The 18,079-nt window shown below is 32.2% G+C and carries 20 protein-coding genes; 10 read left to right on the forward strand and 10 right to left on the reverse strand.

What is annotated here, in order from left to right; genetic code table 11:
• Nucleotides 1–57: 57 nt before the first annotated feature.
• Nucleotides 58–525 carry a DUF6934 family protein gene (locus tag J0383_RS18800; RefSeq protein ID WP_207295502.1) on the reverse strand — a complete coding sequence of 156 codons (468 nt, stop codon included), beginning with the start codon at nt 523–525 and terminating at the stop codon, nt 58–60.
• 31 nt (nt 526–556) lie between these two features.
• Nucleotides 557–829, reverse strand: coding sequence for a hypothetical protein (locus J0383_RS18805; protein ID WP_207295503.1), 273 nt, complete (start codon nt 827–829; stop codon nt 557–559).
• An 87-nt stretch (nt 830–916) separates the two neighbouring features.
• Between J0383_RS18805 and J0383_RS18810 the strand changes: the two genes are divergently transcribed.
• Nucleotides 917–1,129 (forward strand): hypothetical protein, encoded by a 213-nt coding sequence (locus tag J0383_RS18810; RefSeq protein ID WP_207295504.1) that lies wholly within the window; start codon nt 917–919, stop codon nt 1,127–1,129.
• 8 nt (nt 1,130–1,137) lie between these two features.
• Here J0383_RS18810 and J0383_RS18815 read toward each other — a convergent pair whose 3' ends face one another.
• On the reverse strand, nt 1,138–2,112 hold the full coding sequence (locus tag J0383_RS18815; RefSeq protein ID WP_207295505.1) for an IS1595 family transposase: 975 nt from the start codon (nt 2,110–2,112) through the stop codon (nt 1,138–1,140).
• A 398-nt stretch (nt 2,113–2,510) separates the two neighbouring features.
• Here J0383_RS18815 and J0383_RS18820 point away from each other — a divergent pair, with 398 nt between their 5' ends.
• The 6 genes from J0383_RS18820 to J0383_RS18845 all read left to right on the forward strand — a co-directional run bounded on the left by J0383_RS18820 (nt 2,511) and on the right by J0383_RS18845 (nt 5,469).
• Entirely contained in the window at nt 2,511–3,032 is a 522-nt protein-coding gene (locus tag J0383_RS18820) for a hypothetical protein (protein ID WP_207295506.1), read from the forward strand.
• Nucleotides 3,032–3,274, forward strand: a complete 243-nt coding sequence (locus tag J0383_RS18825; protein WP_207295507.1) for a hypothetical protein — start codon at nt 3,032–3,034, stop codon at nt 3,272–3,274. Before J0383_RS18820 ends, J0383_RS18825 begins: the two co-directional genes overlap by 1 nt.
• Nucleotides 3,275–3,302: 28 nt before the next feature.
• Complete coding sequence (locus tag J0383_RS18830; RefSeq protein ID WP_207295508.1) at nt 3,303–3,713, forward strand: hypothetical protein; 411 nt, start codon at nt 3,303–3,305, stop codon at nt 3,711–3,713.
• A gap of 19 nt (nt 3,714–3,732) precedes the next feature.
• The gene (locus tag J0383_RS18835) at nt 3,733–4,107 is read left to right on the forward strand and encodes a hypothetical protein (RefSeq protein WP_207295509.1); all 375 of its coding nucleotides are present in this window, start codon (nt 3,733–3,735) and stop codon (nt 4,105–4,107) included.
• Nucleotides 4,108–4,224: 117 nt separating this feature from the next.
• Entirely contained in the window at nt 4,225–4,971 is a 747-nt protein-coding gene (locus J0383_RS18840) for a hypothetical protein (protein WP_207295510.1), read from the forward strand.
• A 3-nt stretch (nt 4,972–4,974) separates the two neighbouring features.
• Nucleotides 4,975–5,469 (forward strand): hypothetical protein, encoded by a 495-nt coding sequence (locus J0383_RS18845; RefSeq protein ID WP_207295511.1) that lies wholly within the window; start codon nt 4,975–4,977, stop codon nt 5,467–5,469.
• Between the two features lie 158 nt (nt 5,470–5,627).
• On the opposite strand, the gene J0383_RS18850 is transcribed toward J0383_RS18845, so the two are convergent.
• Nucleotides 5,628–5,822 carry a hypothetical protein gene (locus J0383_RS18850; protein ID WP_207295512.1) on the reverse strand — a complete coding sequence of 65 codons (195 nt, stop codon included), beginning with the start codon at nt 5,820–5,822 and terminating at the stop codon, nt 5,628–5,630.
• 34 nt (nt 5,823–5,856) lie between these two features.
• Between J0383_RS18850 and J0383_RS18855 the strand changes: the two genes are divergently transcribed.
• On the forward strand, nt 5,857–6,108 hold the full coding sequence (locus tag J0383_RS18855) for a hypothetical protein (RefSeq protein ID WP_207295513.1): 252 nt from the start codon (nt 5,857–5,859) through the stop codon (nt 6,106–6,108).
• Nucleotides 6,109–6,217: 109 nt separating this feature from the next.
• On the opposite strand, the gene J0383_RS18860 is transcribed toward J0383_RS18855, so the two are convergent.
• Genes J0383_RS18860 through J0383_RS18870 form a run of 3 tightly spaced genes read right to left on the reverse strand, consistent with a single transcriptional unit; the run spans nt 6,218 to nt 8,380 of the window.
• On the reverse strand, nt 6,218–7,018 hold the full coding sequence (locus J0383_RS18860; RefSeq protein ID WP_207295514.1) for an Imm52 family immunity protein: 801 nt from the start codon (nt 7,016–7,018) through the stop codon (nt 6,218–6,220).
• Complete coding sequence (locus J0383_RS18865; protein ID WP_207295515.1) at nt 6,999–7,562, reverse strand: RsmD family RNA methyltransferase; 564 nt, start codon at nt 7,560–7,562, stop codon at nt 6,999–7,001. The genes J0383_RS18860 and J0383_RS18865 overlap by 20 nt, the downstream gene beginning before the upstream one ends.
• Complete coding sequence (locus J0383_RS18870) at nt 7,559–8,380, reverse strand: DUF3822 family protein (RefSeq protein WP_207295516.1); 822 nt, start codon at nt 8,378–8,380, stop codon at nt 7,559–7,561. Before J0383_RS18870 ends, J0383_RS18865 begins: the two co-directional genes overlap by 4 nt.
• Before the next feature lie 316 nt (nt 8,381–8,696).
• Between J0383_RS18870 and J0383_RS18875 the strand changes: the two genes are divergently transcribed.
• Both J0383_RS18875 and kdsB read left to right on the forward strand, forming a co-directional pair.
• Complete coding sequence (locus tag J0383_RS18875) at nt 8,697–10,106, forward strand: ATP-dependent DNA helicase (RefSeq protein WP_207295517.1); 1,410 nt, start codon at nt 8,697–8,699, stop codon at nt 10,104–10,106.
• Between the two features lie 123 nt (nt 10,107–10,229).
• Nucleotides 10,230–10,964 carry a 3-deoxy-manno-octulosonate cytidylyltransferase gene (kdsB, locus tag J0383_RS18880; protein ID WP_207295518.1) on the forward strand — a complete coding sequence of 245 codons (735 nt, stop codon included), beginning with the start codon at nt 10,230–10,232 and terminating at the stop codon, nt 10,962–10,964.
• Nucleotides 10,965–11,013: 49 nt separating this feature from the next.
• Here the strand turns inward: kdsB and J0383_RS18885 are convergent, their stop codons facing one another.
• The 3 genes from J0383_RS18885 to J0383_RS18895 all read right to left on the reverse strand — a co-directional run bounded on the left by J0383_RS18885 (nt 11,014) and on the right by J0383_RS18895 (nt 17,935).
• Nucleotides 11,014–12,363: a hypothetical protein gene (locus J0383_RS18885; protein ID WP_207295519.1), complete on the reverse strand. Its 1,350-nt coding sequence runs from the start codon at nt 12,361–12,363 to the stop codon at nt 11,014–11,016.
• Between the two features lie 222 nt (nt 12,364–12,585).
• On the reverse strand, nt 12,586–14,997 hold the full coding sequence (locus J0383_RS18890) for an alpha-ketoacid dehydrogenase subunit alpha/beta (protein ID WP_207295520.1): 2,412 nt from the start codon (nt 14,995–14,997) through the stop codon (nt 12,586–12,588).
• 187 nt (nt 14,998–15,184) lie between these two features.
• Nucleotides 15,185–17,935 (reverse strand): gluzincin family metallopeptidase, encoded by a 2,751-nt coding sequence (locus J0383_RS18895; protein ID WP_207298726.1) that lies wholly within the window; start codon nt 17,933–17,935, stop codon nt 15,185–15,187.
• Between the last annotated feature and the right edge of the window lie 144 nt (nt 17,936–18,079).

The following is an 18,079-nucleotide window of genomic DNA, read 5'->3' on the forward strand; positions in this document are numbered from 1 at the left end:
TTTATCTTATCAAGTTTAGGATCTACTTTATACTTGTTTATCGCTGAAGGTTTCATATTATTTTCTTTTAATGTAAAATCCAAAGAAGTTTTTATTATTATTGAAAGATACGTTAATTACCTCACCATTTTTAATTTCAGCCCCATATATTTCAAAAGTTTTAGATAGTTCTTCAAATTCCCTAGATATTGCTGACCTGTAAAGTCTTGTTCTAACAGGTGTACTCCCACGAAAAAATATTAGCCTGTCAGGATATTTTTTACTGAAAATATATGCAGAATGAGCTACTGTAGCTATTATTTTCTCCATATCTCCGTTTTTACTTTCTACAAGGTCATCTAAATTAAGTTCTCCTGTAATAGGATCAATTGAAATTACATCACCAAAACCAAGATTATAAATGTTTTCGTTATCTGTTATTTTATATACTATTGCTTTTGGTATATCTCCATTTGTACCATTACTAACAAACTTAAATACAAGATTATCAGTGCTCGCAGACAATTCATATTTTGGATAGTCCATTGAAGAATATTTTTATTCTGCAAAATACTACTTATTTCTTAAAATGTCTAGCTTTTAAAAGTGCTTTATTAAAGTCTGACAGTTCTTCTTTTTTGCGTCCTTTTTCAATATCTTCGAAAGTTGCTGTTTTAACTGTCTTTCTTTGTCCGCCAATTAACAGCGGAAGTTCTAAATATTCAACCTCTGATAAATCTTCTTGTAAATACTCTGTCATATCTTCAAGACTAAAATACCATTGTTGTTCAAATTCTGTCTTGTGTATGCTTTCGTCCTGCAAAAGCTTCTGTTTATCTAGTATTTTCAAATCATTGTTTTTAAAGTTTCAAAGTTAGTGATTTTATTATTTGCTTTTTTGTGATATTTTTCTTAACTATGTCTTAAACTTATAATTATGAATAACACACAAATAAGAGGATTTAATATATGTTTATTATCTATTCAGTTAAAACTTAAAGCACTGGAAAAAGCTCTTACCACTGAACAAAAGATAATTTACGAGACTTCCTTAAAAGAGAGTATTGAATTAGCTCAGAACGATAAACTGTCAATGTCATTAAGTCCTGAAGAACGTCGTATATTACTTCAAATTCTCGGTCAGAAGTAGGTTTTCCATTATTGGGCTGTTAACTGTTTGTATTTTGTTCTCACCTGCGAGTTAGCTAACAAGTGGTTAAATCTGTCTGATGTTTTTAAATCTCTCAGGTTAAATCTGAATACATGCTCATCTACATATTTCTGAATGTGTTTTCTTGACCACCAGTTATGAATCCCGTTATAACTTCTTTTCATTATACCCCAGAATCCTTCAATAGAATTGCTGTGTATTTCGGGGTTATCAAAATCTACATATTGTTTTTTAGCATGATCTACAATGTGATGGTCATAACAGTTTTCTAGTCCTCTGTATCCGTGCCATTCATCTGAGATTAAAACCGTGTCTTTTTCTACAAATGATTTTATAAACGGCTGGATTGATTCTTTTTTAGTGTTTTCCACCGCTATGCATTTTACTTTACTTGGTGAAAGCATTACTTTTTTACCGTCTATTATTTCAGATTCACCTCTCTGCAGAACTCCAATTACTGGGGTTTTGTCTTTGAAACTTCTTCCCTGCGACTGTTCGACCTTTTTGTCTTTGTGTCTGTTTTTATTCTTCCCGCCGAAAAAAGATTCATCCGCTTCGCAGATTCCATCAAATTTATCATCAATGTCGTTTTCTATTCCGAAACAAGCTCTGATTCTATGGAGCATATGCCACGCTGATTTCTGACTGATTTGTAAGTCTCTGCCAAGCTGTACAGAACTGATTCCTTTTTTATGATTAATAACCAGATATATTGCCATAAACCATTTAGGAAGCTCAATCTTAGTATTATCGAACATTGATCCAGTTTTAACTGTGAAGTACTTACCGCTTGTTTTGCACTTGTACTTATTTCCTTTACACTTATAGACTTTACTGTCTTCATGGAAAGGACTCACTGGTTTATTATTCCAATAGAGTGCTTCTAAATGCTCAATACACTTTTGTTCAGTAGAGAACTCTCTAGCTACTTCAAGTATTGAATTGAAATCTTTGTTAAACATGACTTTAAATTTTTCTTTCCCCAAATTTACGAACATTTTTACACTTAAACAATAATTTAGTGTAACTAAGTTCTATTTTTAACATTTGAGGTATTTCTTTAAAGCCGTGGATACAAAGATAACCGCTAATTTTTTGTACTCCAATTCTTTGAAATCTGTTGTAATTTATTACTTTTACAGCATTGAAAATATAGGCGTTAGCTATTATCATGGTATCGAAATCTGGACAATTTCACATGCACCACACGATAATAAGACTATGCTCATGCTATGGCGTGGGCGTAACTTATCTTGGTGCAGGTTTGTCCAGAACCCCGATTCAGGTATTGGTTACAGACCCACGCCTTTCTTTTGTATAACAAAGTCACTCAGGGTTTAGTGACATAAAACTAAATCCTATGAGAAATTTTACTTTTTTGTTATGCTTCTTACTTACTTTTATCAGTTGTTTCGGGCAGAATTCAACTGAGAAATATAATACTTATCTGAGAAGATATGAATATTTCGATAGCAACGGTAATATGACTGGATATAAACAGTATAATACTTACTTAAACCAGTGGGAATATTACAAATCCGAAGAACAGGGCTATCAAATTCAACAGCCAAGTCCTCTAGGCGATATTGAGTTAACAAGACAGGTATTATCTTCAAAACAAAAGCAATACGATACTAATTTAGAAACAATTAGAGAGGTTGTTAGAGTTTCGGTCGCATACATACACAGCCGTGCAAAAGCCAAAGGTTACAGTAATGAAGAAGCTAAACGTTCAGCAACTGAATTTGATGTTTATTATGTCAATAAAGTACGGTATGGTAAATACGATTTATCTTTTGATTATGTGAAGAACGATTTGATAATTTTTCTTTCTAATGGAGCGAAAAAGATAGCATGTGACAATTTTAAAGACTGTTATTAATGGAAATATTATTTACAATCATAGGCTTTATAATTTTAGGTGCAATTGTAAGATCATCTCTTAATGATAAATCTGTAGAAGCTAAGCCCCAAAACAGTTCAGAATGGATAATACAGCTTATTATTTGTCTTGCTGTTGGTGCAATAGTTTGGTCACTTATTCCTGAGAGTTGTAAACATAGAAAAAACAGCGATTATGACCCTGCTTCACATGAAAAACTCAGCCCTGATTATAAAGACTAAACATATATAATTCGTAAAAAATGACACTATGAAAAAAATTTACATTTTACTACTTACAACACTAATAATCTTTTCTTGTTCTTCTTCAGAAGATAGCAATTCTAAAAATAACTCTTTAAACCCTCCTGCTTGGATACAAGGGACATGGGCGCAAAAATATGGCAGTAATGGTTCTTATACATATCAGCCTACGTTTATATTTACTAAAAATGATTTCTGCACAATCAGTTTAAACAGCAGTAGTTGTATATCAGAATCTTTAAATAACACACCAGATTTAAAAATAAATGAAAGCAGAACTAATTCCGAATATAAATTCTCTTTGAAAACCAACGGAGTAACCACTTCATACAGGTTTATAAAAGTTTCTGATTCTAAAATTGAATATGATATTTATCCAGATCAAAATGTTCCAAATATGGAGCTTTTTAAGCAGTAAACACATAATAAAACAAACAATGAAAAAACAAATTATCTTATTTATATCTATCCTTTGCTTATACTCATGCAGCAGCAATGAAGAAAATATGCAATCAGCTGCAACACTAGAAGGAAATTGGCTTTTACAAAACATTCCTTCTGGTTCAAAATTAAAATTTTACGGTAACAATTTTATGATAGAATCAGGTACTGTTACTATAAATGGTACATTTAAACTAATTGACAAAAAAATGACTGGGGAAGTAACAAGTCGTAAAGGAGCAAACAGCAACGCATTAAAACCCGACACTTTTACGGGAAACATCGAAATTACAAATGACAAAGTGACTTTTACTAATTTTGACGGAAATTGGAGAGCAATCTTTTCTACATGGTACGGAAAACAAAAGTAAAGATGTAATATCATATCCGAATACTTTTAAAATCAAGTGTTTGTACTTGGTTGCTATTTTATAACTTTTAATATATTTGTTTTTGCGTTTGTATAACAGTTTTATAAAAGACAAGATATGAGACCTTTCAACTTAAATGAAATTGAAGCTAAAATTATTTCTGATTCTAATGATATAAATTACTCTGATAGAGTATATGCACAAGATAAAATAACTCAATTTCTAAATTTTCTTCAAGATCAACCAATTTCCAATAGGATATTGGAGAGAATTGATGAGGACTTTTCTTTATTAAAAAATGAATTATCACTTAATCAAAAATCAAATACATATATTGAACCTAATGTAAAAAATAAAGCTAAATCTCTTCTTAAAACTAGTTACGATCAGGGTGCATTTGGATTTTTTATAATTAAAAATTCATTCGATATAGAAAGAAAATTTGATAATCACTATTTTGAAGCCAGTGCTACTTGGTACGATCTCATCGGACATGCTTATGAAAACAGATTTGAGTGCTTTAAAGAGAAGTTTTTTAAGCCATTTATAGAATTACTAAAATGGTATCTTTATGAAAGTCAAGCAAGATCTACGAAAGATTATTTTTCTAAAGCAGAAATAATAGTTATGCATGAAAAGCTTGACAAAATACTTGCCATACAAACAGCATCTTCTGAAATTGTTTTTGATGAAGTACAAGAATTGAAGGGATTAATGCTCGTAAATAACAAAAAGAATTGGGGAGAAATACTAAGAGAAAAATTAAGAGATTTAGTTATTGGAGAATTTTTAACTGCGGAAAATGCAAAAATTGTCTATAAAGAAATTTTAGGCATGGTTTTACCATTACTAAATATTAGTTAACCGATGTTTGATCTAGAAATTTTAGATAAAATACTCTCTACTTTAAGTCAACCAAATACTAAGAAAGCGACAAAACTTGACTTGTCAGTAATTTTACGTAAAGACCCTATTATTCACCTCTATTATAATGAATTTATACTAGAGAAAAACATTGAACGCCTTTTAGAAGAAAACTACATCAAAGAAGTAGCAGAAGACGTCCATATTAGGGATTTCGGAACTCATTCTGTAACGTATTATACTTTAACAACAATTGGATATATTTTTATAAAAGAAAAAGGTTATCAAAATACCTACTATAGTAATTTATCAATTGAGCAAGAGAACAGAGAGTTACGTAAAAGTCAAATCGAACTTAATAAATCTGTTGTTGAAACAAATAAAAGAACACTTAAATTAACAAGCTGGATTGCTTTTGGTACTATTGTAGCTGCTGTTTATTATCTCGTTGAGCTCTATCTCGTCTTTCATCCTTATAACACTGGATCAAATCCATAATTGTGAAATACAAATATATGTGCATTCCTATAAAAATAATTGTAACATCAGTTAGTACTATAATTTTTAAAATTTCCATGATTTTATAAATTAAAAAATCCACTATAATAAGTGGATTAAGATTAATAATTTTGTTTCGGTGTAAAAAGGGTAAGAACTTAAATCTTTGAAAGATAAACAGTAGTTCTAGTTATGATTGTTAAAGCAATCGTTTTTCCTTTTTTCATTTCTTTTATTCTTTTTTCGCCGAAATAATTTATTTCATTAGGTATTGATGAATTTGTAATATCCGAAATATCTATCTTTCCGACTCTTTGTGTATGGGGTACTAAAATTTCTTTAGCTTTTTTCATACATTTATCTTCTGTTGTAATCTTAAATTTATACATGATGCTTAAATTTCCTTATTATTTAGTATTTAATACAATTAATGTTGAGATGATTCCTTATCCTGTAATATTTACCGCTTCTTTATCAGAAGATAAAGCCAGCTTTATAATTATAGATAACTTAGAAGAATATCTTAAAGATGGTAAAAGCGGATTATCTGATAAAAGTATTTCTGTGAAGGGTTTAGGATTTGTTTTAATTGATGACTATAATTGGAAGTCAAGAATTAACGGAGCTAAATTTTTCTAAGAGGCTGGTGTAAAAAGGGTATACTTACCAAAAACAAATTAAAAATTCCAAATTCCAACTCTAATGCTTGGAATTTGGAATTTAAAAAGTTGAATATTTTAGAAGGAAGTTATCCTTCGTCTTCTTCGTCTTCGCTTATTCGTAACTTTAGACTTCTATTGAAAATTTGTGCGAAAAGGTCAGCGTAACATGGTAGTAAGCCAAGATCAGCGAGTCGAGTCTCGATCGCATTAGCTGCTTTGACATGCTCGGGATTTTCAGCATAAAAAGGACCGTCGATTTCACTGATAATGATAGTTCCCTCGGTGCCGTTTAGATCTTTGACATGCTTAATCATTCGTGCTTCTGGAACCTGTTCGATTTCGATTCGATTTGGTAGATAGAGCATCCAGCCTACACCTGAGTGACTAGGGAATAATTTCAAATCAGCGGAATAGGCGAATGGAGCAGCTTCTGCAATCTTGAGAGGCCATATCTGTAAAGCATCTTCAATAATTTTTGCTACACAATCATAGTGTTTTAGACTGGAAATTTCATCGGATGAGAACGATACATCGCTAACGCCCATTGTATTATACATCAAAGTAAGGGCAGCACTTCCATCTCCTTCGCGACCATTCCAAACCCCGACTGTTCGAATCATGTCATCACGATCGTTTTCAAGGTCAATCGCTCGCTGAGAAACCCTGTCATTTTCGAAAGCTGGGGAAAGAAGCGATTTCTTAATGCTCGATGCCGATGGATACCATTCATGGATTGGCAGGTCGTTTTGTGAAAAACTAAGGCATAATCTTCTTAATTGCTCAAACTGTACATCTACCGTGGGAAGCACCTTTTCAGACAATGCAAAGATAAATTTAAGTTCTAAACTAAAGTAATGGGCTAACTTATCAGAGTTCTTCGTCATCATCAGTAGAATTCAGTTCGAAGAAACTGAAGTACGAACCACCGTAACTTTTCTGAAACGAAAAATTACTTAAATGATCCAGTTTGGTATATTTTGAATGTTCGATAATCATCATTCCATCTTCAGAAAGCAATTCTCTTTCAAAAACTGTCAATACAATTTTTTCAAAAGTGGCCTGGTCAAGACCATAAGGCGGATCTGCAAAAATGATATCGTATGAAGTTTTACAGTTTTCTAAAAACTTAAATACATCGCTCTTGGTAGCTGCAATATCAAAATCAAATTCAGATGAAACTTGTTTGATAAACTTTACACATCCAAAATCACCGTCGATTGACGTAATTGGTGCGCTGCCGCGTGAAGCGAATTCGTAACTTATATTTCCGGTTCCCGAAAACAAATCCAAAACCTTTAAACCGTCAAAACTAAAATGATTATTCAAAACATTAAATAATGCTTCTTTACTCATGTCAGTTGTAGGTCTTACAGGAAGGTTTTTTGGTGGAAAGATCCGACGCCCTTTGTATTTTCCTGAAATGATTCTCATGATTGAAATAAGATATAATGTTTTTGATTTTGAGCTGTTGTATAATGGTTTTTCTCTTGTAATGCACGTACGTCAAGAAATGAAACGTTGCGAATGTATTTGTAAGCGATTTCGAAAAAAGGATCATTTTCGGTAATGGTGCCTAATAATTCAAGATGGAAAATTTCAGGATTTAAATTAAGCTGTTCAGCAGTGAAAAGTACATAATAAATGAAATCTTCTGGTTTTTCATATTCAAACGAATTGAATAATAAAAGTTTTTGGTTTTGAACGACTATAATTTCAAAATGATCGGGATTAAAATTCACAATCATTTTTTTATCATCATTGTTTTTTGAGGCTTCCAAGATTTTTTCAACCAGAATACTATTTACGTGTTTGTAATCAAATGAACCAACCGTATCGATTAGAAAATTGTTGATATTGATGTACGGAATATAAACCGAGTGCATCTCGTAATTTGAAATTGTATCGTAAGTAAAAAAATCAGTATCAAAAACTTTAGTAGTGTATTGAAGGTAACTTCCCAAATAATCTTCATCAAACAAAGCAGCTGGTACAAAAGTAGAAAGGTTATTGCTGTGAATGACTAAAATATCATCATAAGTTTCTTTTAACTCAGGATGTTTTTTAAAAGCATCGGCATATAATTCTTCGATTTTGTTTTGTTTCTGCTGGGTATCAAATACAACTTCATTAAATGCAGTTATTGTATTGTTTAAAGTATCAAAACAGCAAAATGAAAATCCATTCAGTGAAACTTGAATCGAAAGTTTTTTATAATTTTTTGAAGTGATATTTGTGTTGTGTAATGACATATTTGATTTACAATTCGTTACCAGCGCTGAAAAATAAAGAATTTTAGACGACCACAAACTTACAAATTAAAAAGGAACAATTATAATTGCAATTTTAAAAATCAATATTACAAAAAGGTTATCCAAATATTATTTTTGTATTATTAAACTTATCTTTTGTAACTGAATCTTATAAATGATATAAGTTCTTTCATTTCAATCTGTAAAATTTAAATCATTTATATTTACATTGCCATTTGCCATTGTCTTTTTGTCATTGATATTGTTATTGCCATTACCATTTAAAAAACCGAACTTTGCCGGCCAATTTAATCTCATGAATTCATCATTATTTTACGGTATTTTACAGAAAAGATTTCCTTTTGCACCTACTTACAAACAGGATGTTTTTTTTCAGAAAATTGCTATTTTTTTAACAGAGCCCAAGAACGATACAATTTTTGTATTAAAAGGATATGCCGGAACGGGAAAAACAACCGTGATTTCGACAATCGTAAACAATCTTGGTGATATCAATAAAAAATTTGTGCTGCTTGCGCCAACAGGGCGTGCCGCAAAGGTAATTTCGAATTACTCAAATACTCAGGCTTTTACAATTCATAAAAAAATATATTTCCCGAAAAAATCATCGGGAGGCGGAGTGGCTTTTACCAAACAGGTTAATAAACATAAAAACACCATTTTTATCGTTGATGAGGCCTCGATGATTTCTGATAGTACTTTAGACAGCGGTTCGCTTCTTGACGATTTGATTTACTACGTATATTCGGGGAACAATTGCAAAATGATTCTGTTGGGAGACACGGCTCAGCTGCCGCCCGTAAATCTTGATATAAGTCCTGCGCTTGATATTCAGACGCTTGGTGTTCATTATGACAAAGAAATCGAACATATCGAACTTGATGAAGTAATGCGTCAGGAAGAAAATTCGGGAATTCTTTACAATGCAACTGAATTACGTGAACTATTGAAAGAATCGTTTATAACGGAATTCCGATTTAATGTAAAAAAGTTTAAAGATATTGTTCGTCTAACAGATGGATACGATATTCAAGATGCTATAAACACCGCGTACAGTAATTATAGTATTGAAGATACCGCGTTTATTGTTCGCTCGAACAAAAGAGCGAATCAATATAACGAACAAATCAGAAGCCGAATTCTGTTTAAAGAAAGCGAACTTTCGGTTGGGGATTTTTTAATGGTGGTAAAAAATAACTACTTCTGGCTGAAAGAAACAGATGCTGCTGGATTTATAGCCAACGGAGATATTATAGAAGTTCTGGAACTTTTTGGAATCAAAGAACTTTATGGATTTACTTTTGCAAAAGTAAAAATCAGAATGGTCGATTATCCAGATCAAATACCTTTTGAAACGGTTTTAATTTTAGATACTTTAAAAAGCGAATCACCGTCTTTAACTTATGAAGAAAGCAATCGTTTGTATGAAGAGGTTATGAAAGATTATGAAGATGAACCAACGAAATACAAAAGGTTTCAAAAGGTAAAAGAAAACGAATATTTTAACGGACTTCAGGTAAAATTCTCGTACGCTATAACCTGTCACAAATCGCAGGGAGGGCAGTGGAATACGGTTTTTATCGAACAGCCTTATCTGCCAGACGGAATTGATCGCGATTACATACGATGGCTTTATACGGCAATGACACGAGCTAAAAATAAATTATATTTGATAGGATTTAAAGACGAAAGTTTTGAAGAGTAATTAATTTTTTTCCGCCACGAATTCACGAATTATTATACGACAAATCGTGAATTCGTGGCGGAAAAAATTGCAAAGAAGAGACGATAATAACGAGAAAAACTTTTCTCATAACAAAATATAAAAATGAAAATAATAGCGGTAATTCCAGCACGATATGCTTCAACTCGTTTTCCTGCAAAACTAATGCAGGATTTGGGAGGTAAAACAGTAATTCTTAGAACCTATGAGGCGGCAGTTTCGACAAAATTATTTGACGATGTTTTCGTGGTAACTGATTCTGATTTGATTTTTGATGAAATTGTTTTCAATGGCGGAAAAGCCATTATGAGTATCAAAGAACATGAATCAGGAAGTGACCGAATTGCTGAAGCTGTAGCAAATCTTGATGTTGATATTGTGGTAAATGTACAAGGCGATGAACCTTTTACAGAAGCCGGACCTTTGGAGCAAGTGTTGTCGGTTTTTAAAGATGATAAAGATAAAAAGATTGATCTGGCTTCGTTAATGCGTGAAATTACCAGTGAAGACGAAATCAATAATCCGAATAATGTAAAAGTGGTGGTAGACCAGTCGCAGTTTGCGTTGTATTTTTCAAGATCGGTTATTCCGTATCCAAGAGAAAAAAATGTGGGAGTGAGGTATTTTCAGCACATCGGAATTTATGCTTTTAGAAAACAAGCGCTATTAGACTTTTACAGTCTGCCAATGAAATCTTTGGAAGCTTCTGAAAAATTGGAACAATTACGCTATTTGGAATTTGGAAAACGTATTAAAATGGTAGAAACCACACACGTAGGAATCGGAATTGATACAGCAGAAGATTTAGAGAAGGCGAGAGCTATGCTTAGAGATATTTAATTAAAAAAGCTCCAAATATTTGGAGCTTTTTTAATGTAACCAACAGAAATTAATATACAACAACCGAAATAATTTTACCATTTAATCCGTAAAATTGTATACTGGAATGGTAATCTTCGCAAGTATAATCCATCGAGTAAATTTTTGTTTTTCCAACAAAACTTTCGTTATAATCTCCAAAACAAGAAGTGGGTTTGTTTATTATTTCAAGATCAAAATTGGTCTTTTTTTCTTTGAAAGTTTCTGTATCAAATTTTATGAATGCGGTTGGTGCAAATTGAATGCGAAAAGCTTTTCCATCTTTTAAAACAATTTCATAAATACCATCTTTAGTTTTGTATTTGTTTGCGGTATATTCCTTTTTGTTTATACCTGAACCAACATTTATTTTGAAATTTTTTGCAACAGGAAGTCCTAAATAACTCTGAACGATATCATCATTTTCTCCTATAAGAGAACGTAGTTTTATTATATTCGGATGTTCTGTATGCCATTTTTTTACAGCAGCCTTTATTTCTAAGGTATATCGTGTTTGTTCTGCTTTTGAAAATTTATCGTACCATGTTTTGCAGGCGTTTTTAGTGTATCCGTTATTGTGAAAAAAGAGCATATCTGTTTTGTATAATAATGAACATGCATTATCGGTATCTCCTAGTTCTATTTTTAATTTTGCTTCTTCTATTTTTTGGTCTTTGGAAATATGATATTGGAATTTACTATTGTCAAAATAATACTCTGCGTATTCTTCAAGCTTTTTTAAAATATCAAGAAGTTCATTTTTATCGGCATTAGGATTGGCTTTTTTTTCTGAATAAACATTTTTTAAATCTTTGTAATCAGCCGTGTTTTTTTCTTGAAATGCAGTAGAAATTTTAAACAGATTGGATTCATTAAATGCTTTAAGATCATGATCTGAATTTTTAGCTAATAAATTGATTTTATCGATATGGGAAAGAATATCTTCTTTTTTAAATTCATTAAGATAAGCATTTGAAAAGTGTTCTAACGCGCGGTAAAAGAAATAACCCTCACTCCAGTAGCCATTTTTTAATTCTCTTTCTCCTTCTTCTAATGATTTTATTGCGAAATCATAATTGGTCTGCGATTGCAGATTAAAAGCTTCACTATTATTTTTTTCTAATAGTAAAGAATTACGAAGATTAATCAACGCGTTTTTATACTGATAAGGATTATTATAAGCTTGTAAATATGCTTTGGCAAGAGCTAAATAATATTCTGAATTTTTGTCTTTACTTTTAGGCAGGTTAGATCTTGAGATCGCATAAGTTGATCCTATAAGATCTTGTTCTGTATCAATAATGGATGATGTTTGAGAGTTTGCATTTTGAATATTTAGTGCTAATAGAAGTAAAATAAGCAAAAATTTACTGGTCTTCATAATACTGGGAATAAGTTGTTTTTGGTTTACTGAAGTATTAAAATTGGTTGTATGCCTCAATTAATAATTGGGGCTAAAATAATATTTATTGGACTTTATCTTGTTAAAATAAAGATGTTTTTTAGTGGTTATTAATAACCAATTACTGCTGGATTGTACATAAAAAAAAGCCCCAGATCGAAATAATCTGAGGCTTTGTATTAATTAAAGTGATTTAATTTTTTAGTACAAACTTGGAAATTTAGAAGGATTAACTTCATTCATCATTTCGTAAACTTTCTCGAAGATATCTTCAGCAGAAGGTTTAGAGAAATAATCACCGTCAGTTCCGTAAGCAGGTCTGTGTGCTTTTGCGGCAAGAGTCTGTGGTTTGCTGTCCAGATATTTGTAGGCATCTTGTTCTTCAAGAATCTGCTGTAAAATGAAAGCAGAAGCACCTCCAGGAACATCTTCGTCGATTACTAAAAGACGATTTGTTTTAGCAATACTTTTTACAATATCCTTATTGATATCAAACGGAAGTAAAGATTGAATATCGATAACTTCACATTCAATGCCTAAATCAGATAATTCGTTAGCTGCCTGCTGAACCAATCTTAAAGTCGATCCATAAGACACTAAAGTAATATCAGTACCTTTTCTTAATGTTTCCACCACACCAATTGGTGTTTTAAATTCACCAAAATTTAGAGGCGTTTTTTCTTTTAAACGATATCCGTTTAAACATTCGATTACTAAAGCAGGTTCGTCGCATTCCAAAAGTGTATTATAGAATCCTGCTGCTTGAGTCATATCTCTTGGAACCAAAACGTGAATACCACGAATAGCATTGATAATCATTCCCATTGGAGAACCAGAATGCCAGATACCTTCTAAGCGGTGTCCGCGTGTTCTGATGATTAACGGAGCTTTTTGTTTTCCAACAGTTCTGTATTGTAATGTAGCTAAATCATCACTCATGATTTGAATAGCGTACAGTAAATAATCTAAATATTGAATTTCAGCAATAGGACGTAAGCCTCTTAATGCCATTCCAATTCCTTGACCAATAATTGTTGCTTCACGAATTCCAACATCGGCAACACGAAGTTCTCCGTATTTTTCCTGCATGCCTTCTAAACCTTGGTTAACGTCACCAATGTTTCCAACATCTTCTCCAAAAATTAAAAGTTCTGGATATTTGTGGAATAAAGCATCAAAATTGTCACGAATTACCATTCTTCCGTCTAAATCCGGTTTTGCATCTTCCGCGTATTCAGGAAGTACTTTTTCTACAGAAAATACATTTTGAGCCGATTCAGAATGCTGATTACTGCTGAATTTTTCTTGAGTTTCATTTAAGAATCTCGTAATCCAGTTTGATAAAAGCATTTTGCTGTTTGGAACTTCAATAAAACGAAGAATCTTTCTCGCATACACCAATAATTCTTTCTTTAAAGGTGCTTTAATAGCAGCCAATTCAGAAATTAATTTTTTGATTCTTTCTTTATGATTAATGCTTGCTTCAGCAATTTGCTCTAATAAATTTAAAAGATTGTTCTGCTCCTCAATAATTGGATTGATAAAGTCATTCCAAGCTTCTTTTTTAGCTTCCAGAACTTCTTTTTTAAGCTGTAAATCCAATTCTGCTAATTCTTCTGGAGAAGCAATATTGATCGCAATCATCCATAAACGCATCTGGCGGATACAGTCAAAATCTCTTTCCCAGGCAAGTCGGTCTGCGTTTTTGTAACGTTCGTGAGAACCTGAAGTTGAGTGGCCTTGTGGCTGCGTTAATTCATTAACATGGATTAAAACCGGAACATGTTCTTCGCGTGCGATAGCGCCGGCCCTTTCATAAGTCGAAACCAATTCAGCATAATCCCATCCTCTTACTCTAAAGATTTCATAACCTTTAGAATCTTCGTCACGCTGATATCCTTTTAAGATTTCAGAGATATTTTCTTTTGTAGTTTGATGTTTCGCGTGAACAGAAATTCCATATTCATCATCCCAAACACTCATTACCATCGGAACTTGTAAAACTCCTGCGGCATTTATGGTTTCAAAAAATAAACCTTCAGAAGTACTGGCGTTTCCAATAGTTCCCCATGCTACTTCGTCTCCATTTACAGAAAATTTGTCTTTGATGGTAATTCCGTCAATGTGTCTGTAAATTTTAGAAGCCTGAGCTAATCCTAATAATCTAGGCATTTGCCCTGCAGTAGGCGATATATCTGAGCTTGAATTTTTTTGTTTAGTAAGGTCCTTCCAAGATCCGTCTTCGTTTAAACTGTGTGTTACGAAGTGCCCGCCCATTTGTCTTCCGGCTGACATTGGATCGTAAGCTAAATCAGTGTGGCCGTATAAACCTGCAAAGAATTGTTTTGCGTTTAATTCGCCAATCGCCATCATAAAAGTTTGATCGCGATAGTAACCAGAACGGAAATCTCCGTCTTTAAAGGCTTTTGCCATAGCTAGCTGAGGCACCTCTTTTCCGTCGCCAAATATTCCAAATTTAGCTTTTCCGGTTAATACTTCTTTACGACCTAAAAGGCTGCATTCACGGCTGATAACTGCAATTCTGTAGTCATTTAAAACTTCAGTTCTGAAATCTTCAAACGTTAATGTAGTGTTGCTTTTTTCTAATATCATAATCTTGAGGGTCAAGTTTAGACTGCGAAATTACTTAAAAACAATCAATAATCATAATTCTTTAAAATAAATATAATTCAATTATTTGTATTTAAAACGAAAAAACTGGGTGTTTTATTTATGTAATTTTTATTGATTTTATGTTTTTGTTATTAATAATTTATGTTTTTGATTAAAATTTATTTAATTAAAACCATTTTCGAGTAAAAAGAGTAACTAATGTTTTTGGAGCGATTGTAATTATAAACCTAATTTTTTGGGTGTATTTGTCTTGTGCAATTTCCCATCCGTTATTTGAATACACTGGAAAATAAAGTTCAAAATAATCAGGAACTAGATTTAAGCGCACACCTGTATCATATGCAAAGTACTCATTTTGATGCTTATTTTTTAAAAATCCAACGTCTCCATATAATTCAACCCAGTTCCAGACTGCATAGCTGGCATTCAAAGTCGTCATCCATTGATTGGCATACGAAGGTTCGATTTGTGATTTAAAGCCTCCTTCTGCAATTACATACTGCTGGCTGAAAAGTCCAGTGCTTTCTGATCTTCCCAATAAATTATAATCAAATAAATAATCAGTGGGTCTGTCTAAACCAAAACTAAAATAATCGGAATTTGTTGTATTGTAAATGAAACTTCCAGCAAATAATCGCAAATTTAGTTTACGGTTGTTTTCAAATAATCTTCTGTATTCTATTTCTCCCGAAACTTTTCCAAAACCGTTTGAAAACTGAACGTCGGTCATGAAATTAAAATGATTAATAAGTTCTGTTTTGGTATTGGCATAACGAGCATTAAAAATCGAATAATTGGGTTTGGAATTATCAGTTATATATTCGCTTTCTTCTCGGTTTACAATTACTTGGCGAAGTAAAATCAATTGTTTACGATTGTCTCTGAAGTTTTCTTCACGAATTCGAATCTGAACCATCGGATTTAATCTTAAATAAGTAGCATCAGGTGCATAATGAAAGTAATTCTGGCTTAAAGAATACCGAACATTGTATAAAGTACTGTTTCGGTAATACTGGCTCCACGAAAAAGCAGATGAACCTGACAAAGTTCCTGCTTTGATAGAATAAGCAGGATTAATATCAAATGTAAACGGTTTGTCTAAAATGGTTTTGTTATGAAAACGTACTCCCGGTGTAATTCCGTCATAATAGTTATAGGTTACAGTTGGAATATACAATATTTGATTGTAATAAGGATCTTCTAAATCTTTCGCAAAATTAAATTTAATAGGACGATTGGTAATGGCAATGCTTTTTAATGATTTCCAATTGTTTCTCTGGTTGAATTCTGGAACTTCATTATCGTAATTAATTACTAGTTTATCGGCATTTTTGCGATCAAAATGATAAATTGAATCTGCTTTCAAAGGTTCAATCCATTTTTTAAAAACCACTTCATTTTTTTTGAGACCGTAAATTGAAATAGGAGCATATACGCCGGTTCTGTTTCTTATAGCAAATTGAACACTATCTGGAGTTCGTGTAACATGTCCAAATTTATAATCAATAATATCTCTTGAATCAATTATGGTTTTAAAGAACCAATCAATGTTTTTTGGACTTTTATTGATTAAGATTTTTTCAAAATCATATCGATTGGTTTGTTCTTTTTTATTTAGATTGTAAAATTCCTGAATACTTTCGGGTACGATATTGTGATCTAAATAGTCATCTAAATAACTTAAACTTAAACCTGCGCGATATTTACTGGCAATTTGTTCGTTGAATTTGATCAAAGTGTTTTTTGGATCACCAAGAGGCTGATCCAAGTTTTTACGAGCCATCAACATGTAGTAATAGCTATACTGCTCATTAAAAGTTAAGTTGGTGATATTATAACTTTTAAAAAGTTTCATTCTCGAAAGTCTTCCAAGCATTTTCTGATCCAGATGATTTTGCTCCATATATTTCATCATGGCATAAATCTGAATTCCATCGTAAACCCAGTTGTCTTTTCTTGGATCCAGATGAAGGCTGTTTTTTAAGTAATTATTCAGATAAGTTTTGAAAAATGTAATTTCAAACATAAAATCATCGGTGAACGGACTCAAAAACGAAGGCAGCTGATTTAAACCGTAAAACGGATTACGCTCATAATCTGCCTGCGAAACCATGATTTTGCTGTATGGATATTTTCCAATAAAATCATTTGCAAAAGTCGCTACTCGATTTATAATAATGGCTTTTTCAATTTCAGTTATCTTTTTGTTTTTTAAGTCCGAAAGTACTTCGATTGTGCCATTGTCATAACTCATAAAAGTATTTTGTTTTTGAATGACTAAGCTGAAATCATTTCGGTTCTTTCCTGTATAACTGTAGTTGGTAAAAGCAGTATTGGTAATGTCTTTTGCAACCGAATCCAAATCGGTTGATATGGAATAATTGTTAGGCACTTTTATATTCACTTCGTAATCAGAAATAGCATTGGCAATATCGTCGAGATTGAAGTTGTTGTTTTTCACGAAAGAGTGATTTTCAAAACGGGCAGGAGTTAAAAACCAATTTTTTAAATTCATCCCGCCATTTTGATCAAAACCATAACGAGTAAATTTATCACTTGGAATTTTGGAAATATAAGTAAGATGAAGATCAATTTGTTCGCCTGGAAGTAGTTTTTGATTCAATCTGACTACGATATAATCAGGATTTTTTTCGGTTCGTTCCCACTCAAACGCCATAAAATTAGAATCGGTCAGACTTAAAATGGTTGTATTTCCTCTTTCTGCAGCTTTTGCTAAGTGAAAACCTCTATAAAATTCATCCGAGAAACGTCTTGCCAAAGGTGTATTTTTATCTGCGAACGCGTTGTTCCAGTCATTTAACACAATTGAAACCAAAGTATCATTTGAAGTATTATAAAATGTAATATCTTGTTTTACATTTAGTGTCTTCAGTTCAAGATTAACCGCCACTTCCATCTTAGATCGATGTTGTGCGTACTGTTTTATCGAACTGAATAAAACAAAAAACAGGATTATAATTTTATATAATGGCTTCAAAGATTTGGCGCAAATTTAAATTACGTGCATAAAAATGTTTTCGGTTCTCTGTAAAAATAGCAT

Origin of the sequence: Flavobacterium endoglycinae, from assembly GCF_017352115.1 — a bacterium.
GTDB classification, from domain to species: Bacteria; Bacteroidota; Bacteroidia; order Flavobacteriales; family Flavobacteriaceae; genus Flavobacterium; species Flavobacterium endoglycinae.

Bases quoted from the DNA above. Each gene is read 5' to 3' on its own strand.
- J0383_RS18800 (WP_207295502.1), bottom strand. From the start codon at position 525: ATGGACTATCCAAAATATGAATTGTCTGCGAGCACTGATAATCTTGTA.
- J0383_RS18810 (WP_207295504.1), top strand. From the start codon at position 917: ATGAATAACACACAAATAAGAGGATTTAATATATGTTTATTATCTATT.
- J0383_RS18815 (WP_207295505.1), bottom strand. From the start codon at position 2,112: ATGTTTAACAAAGATTTCAATTCAATACTTGAAGTAGCTAGAGAGTTC.
- J0383_RS18820 (WP_207295506.1), top strand. From the start codon at position 2,511: ATGAGAAATTTTACTTTTTTGTTATGCTTCTTACTTACTTTTATCAGT.
- J0383_RS18825 (WP_207295507.1), top strand. From the start codon at position 3,032: ATGGAAATATTATTTACAATCATAGGCTTTATAATTTTAGGTGCAATT.
- J0383_RS18830 (WP_207295508.1), top strand. From the start codon at position 3,303: ATGAAAAAAATTTACATTTTACTACTTACAACACTAATAATCTTTTCT.
- J0383_RS18835 (WP_207295509.1), top strand. From the start codon at position 3,733: ATGAAAAAACAAATTATCTTATTTATATCTATCCTTTGCTTATACTCA.
- J0383_RS18840 (WP_207295510.1), top strand. From the start codon at position 4,225: ATGAGACCTTTCAACTTAAATGAAATTGAAGCTAAAATTATTTCTGAT.
- J0383_RS18845 (WP_207295511.1), top strand. From the start codon at position 4,975: ATGTTTGATCTAGAAATTTTAGATAAAATACTCTCTACTTTAAGTCAA.
- J0383_RS18850 (WP_207295512.1), bottom strand. From the start codon at position 5,822: ATGAAAAAAGCTAAAGAAATTTTAGTACCCCATACACAAAGAGTCGGA.
- J0383_RS18855 (WP_207295513.1), top strand. From the start codon at position 5,857: ATGATGCTTAAATTTCCTTATTATTTAGTATTTAATACAATTAATGTT.
- J0383_RS18860 (WP_207295514.1), bottom strand. From the start codon at position 7,018: ATGATGACGAAGAACTCTGATAAGTTAGCCCATTACTTTAGTTTAGAA.
- J0383_RS18865 (WP_207295515.1), bottom strand. From the start codon at position 7,562: ATGAGAATCATTTCAGGAAAATACAAAGGGCGTCGGATCTTTCCACCA.
- J0383_RS18870 (WP_207295516.1), bottom strand. From the start codon at position 8,380: ATGTCATTACACAACACAAATATCACTTCAAAAAATTATAAAAAACTT.
- J0383_RS18875 (WP_207295517.1), top strand. From the start codon at position 8,697: ATGAATTCATCATTATTTTACGGTATTTTACAGAAAAGATTTCCTTTT.
- kdsB (WP_207295518.1), top strand. From the start codon at position 10,230: ATGAAAATAATAGCGGTAATTCCAGCACGATATGCTTCAACTCGTTTT.
- J0383_RS18885 (WP_207295519.1), bottom strand. From the start codon at position 12,363: ATGAAGACCAGTAAATTTTTGCTTATTTTACTTCTATTAGCACTAAAT.
- J0383_RS18890 (WP_207295520.1), bottom strand. From the start codon at position 14,997: ATGATATTAGAAAAAAGCAACACTACATTAACGTTTGAAGATTTCAGA.
- J0383_RS18895 (WP_207298726.1), bottom strand. From the start codon at position 17,935: ATGGAAGTGGCGGTTAATCTTGAACTGAAGACACTAAATGTAAAACAA.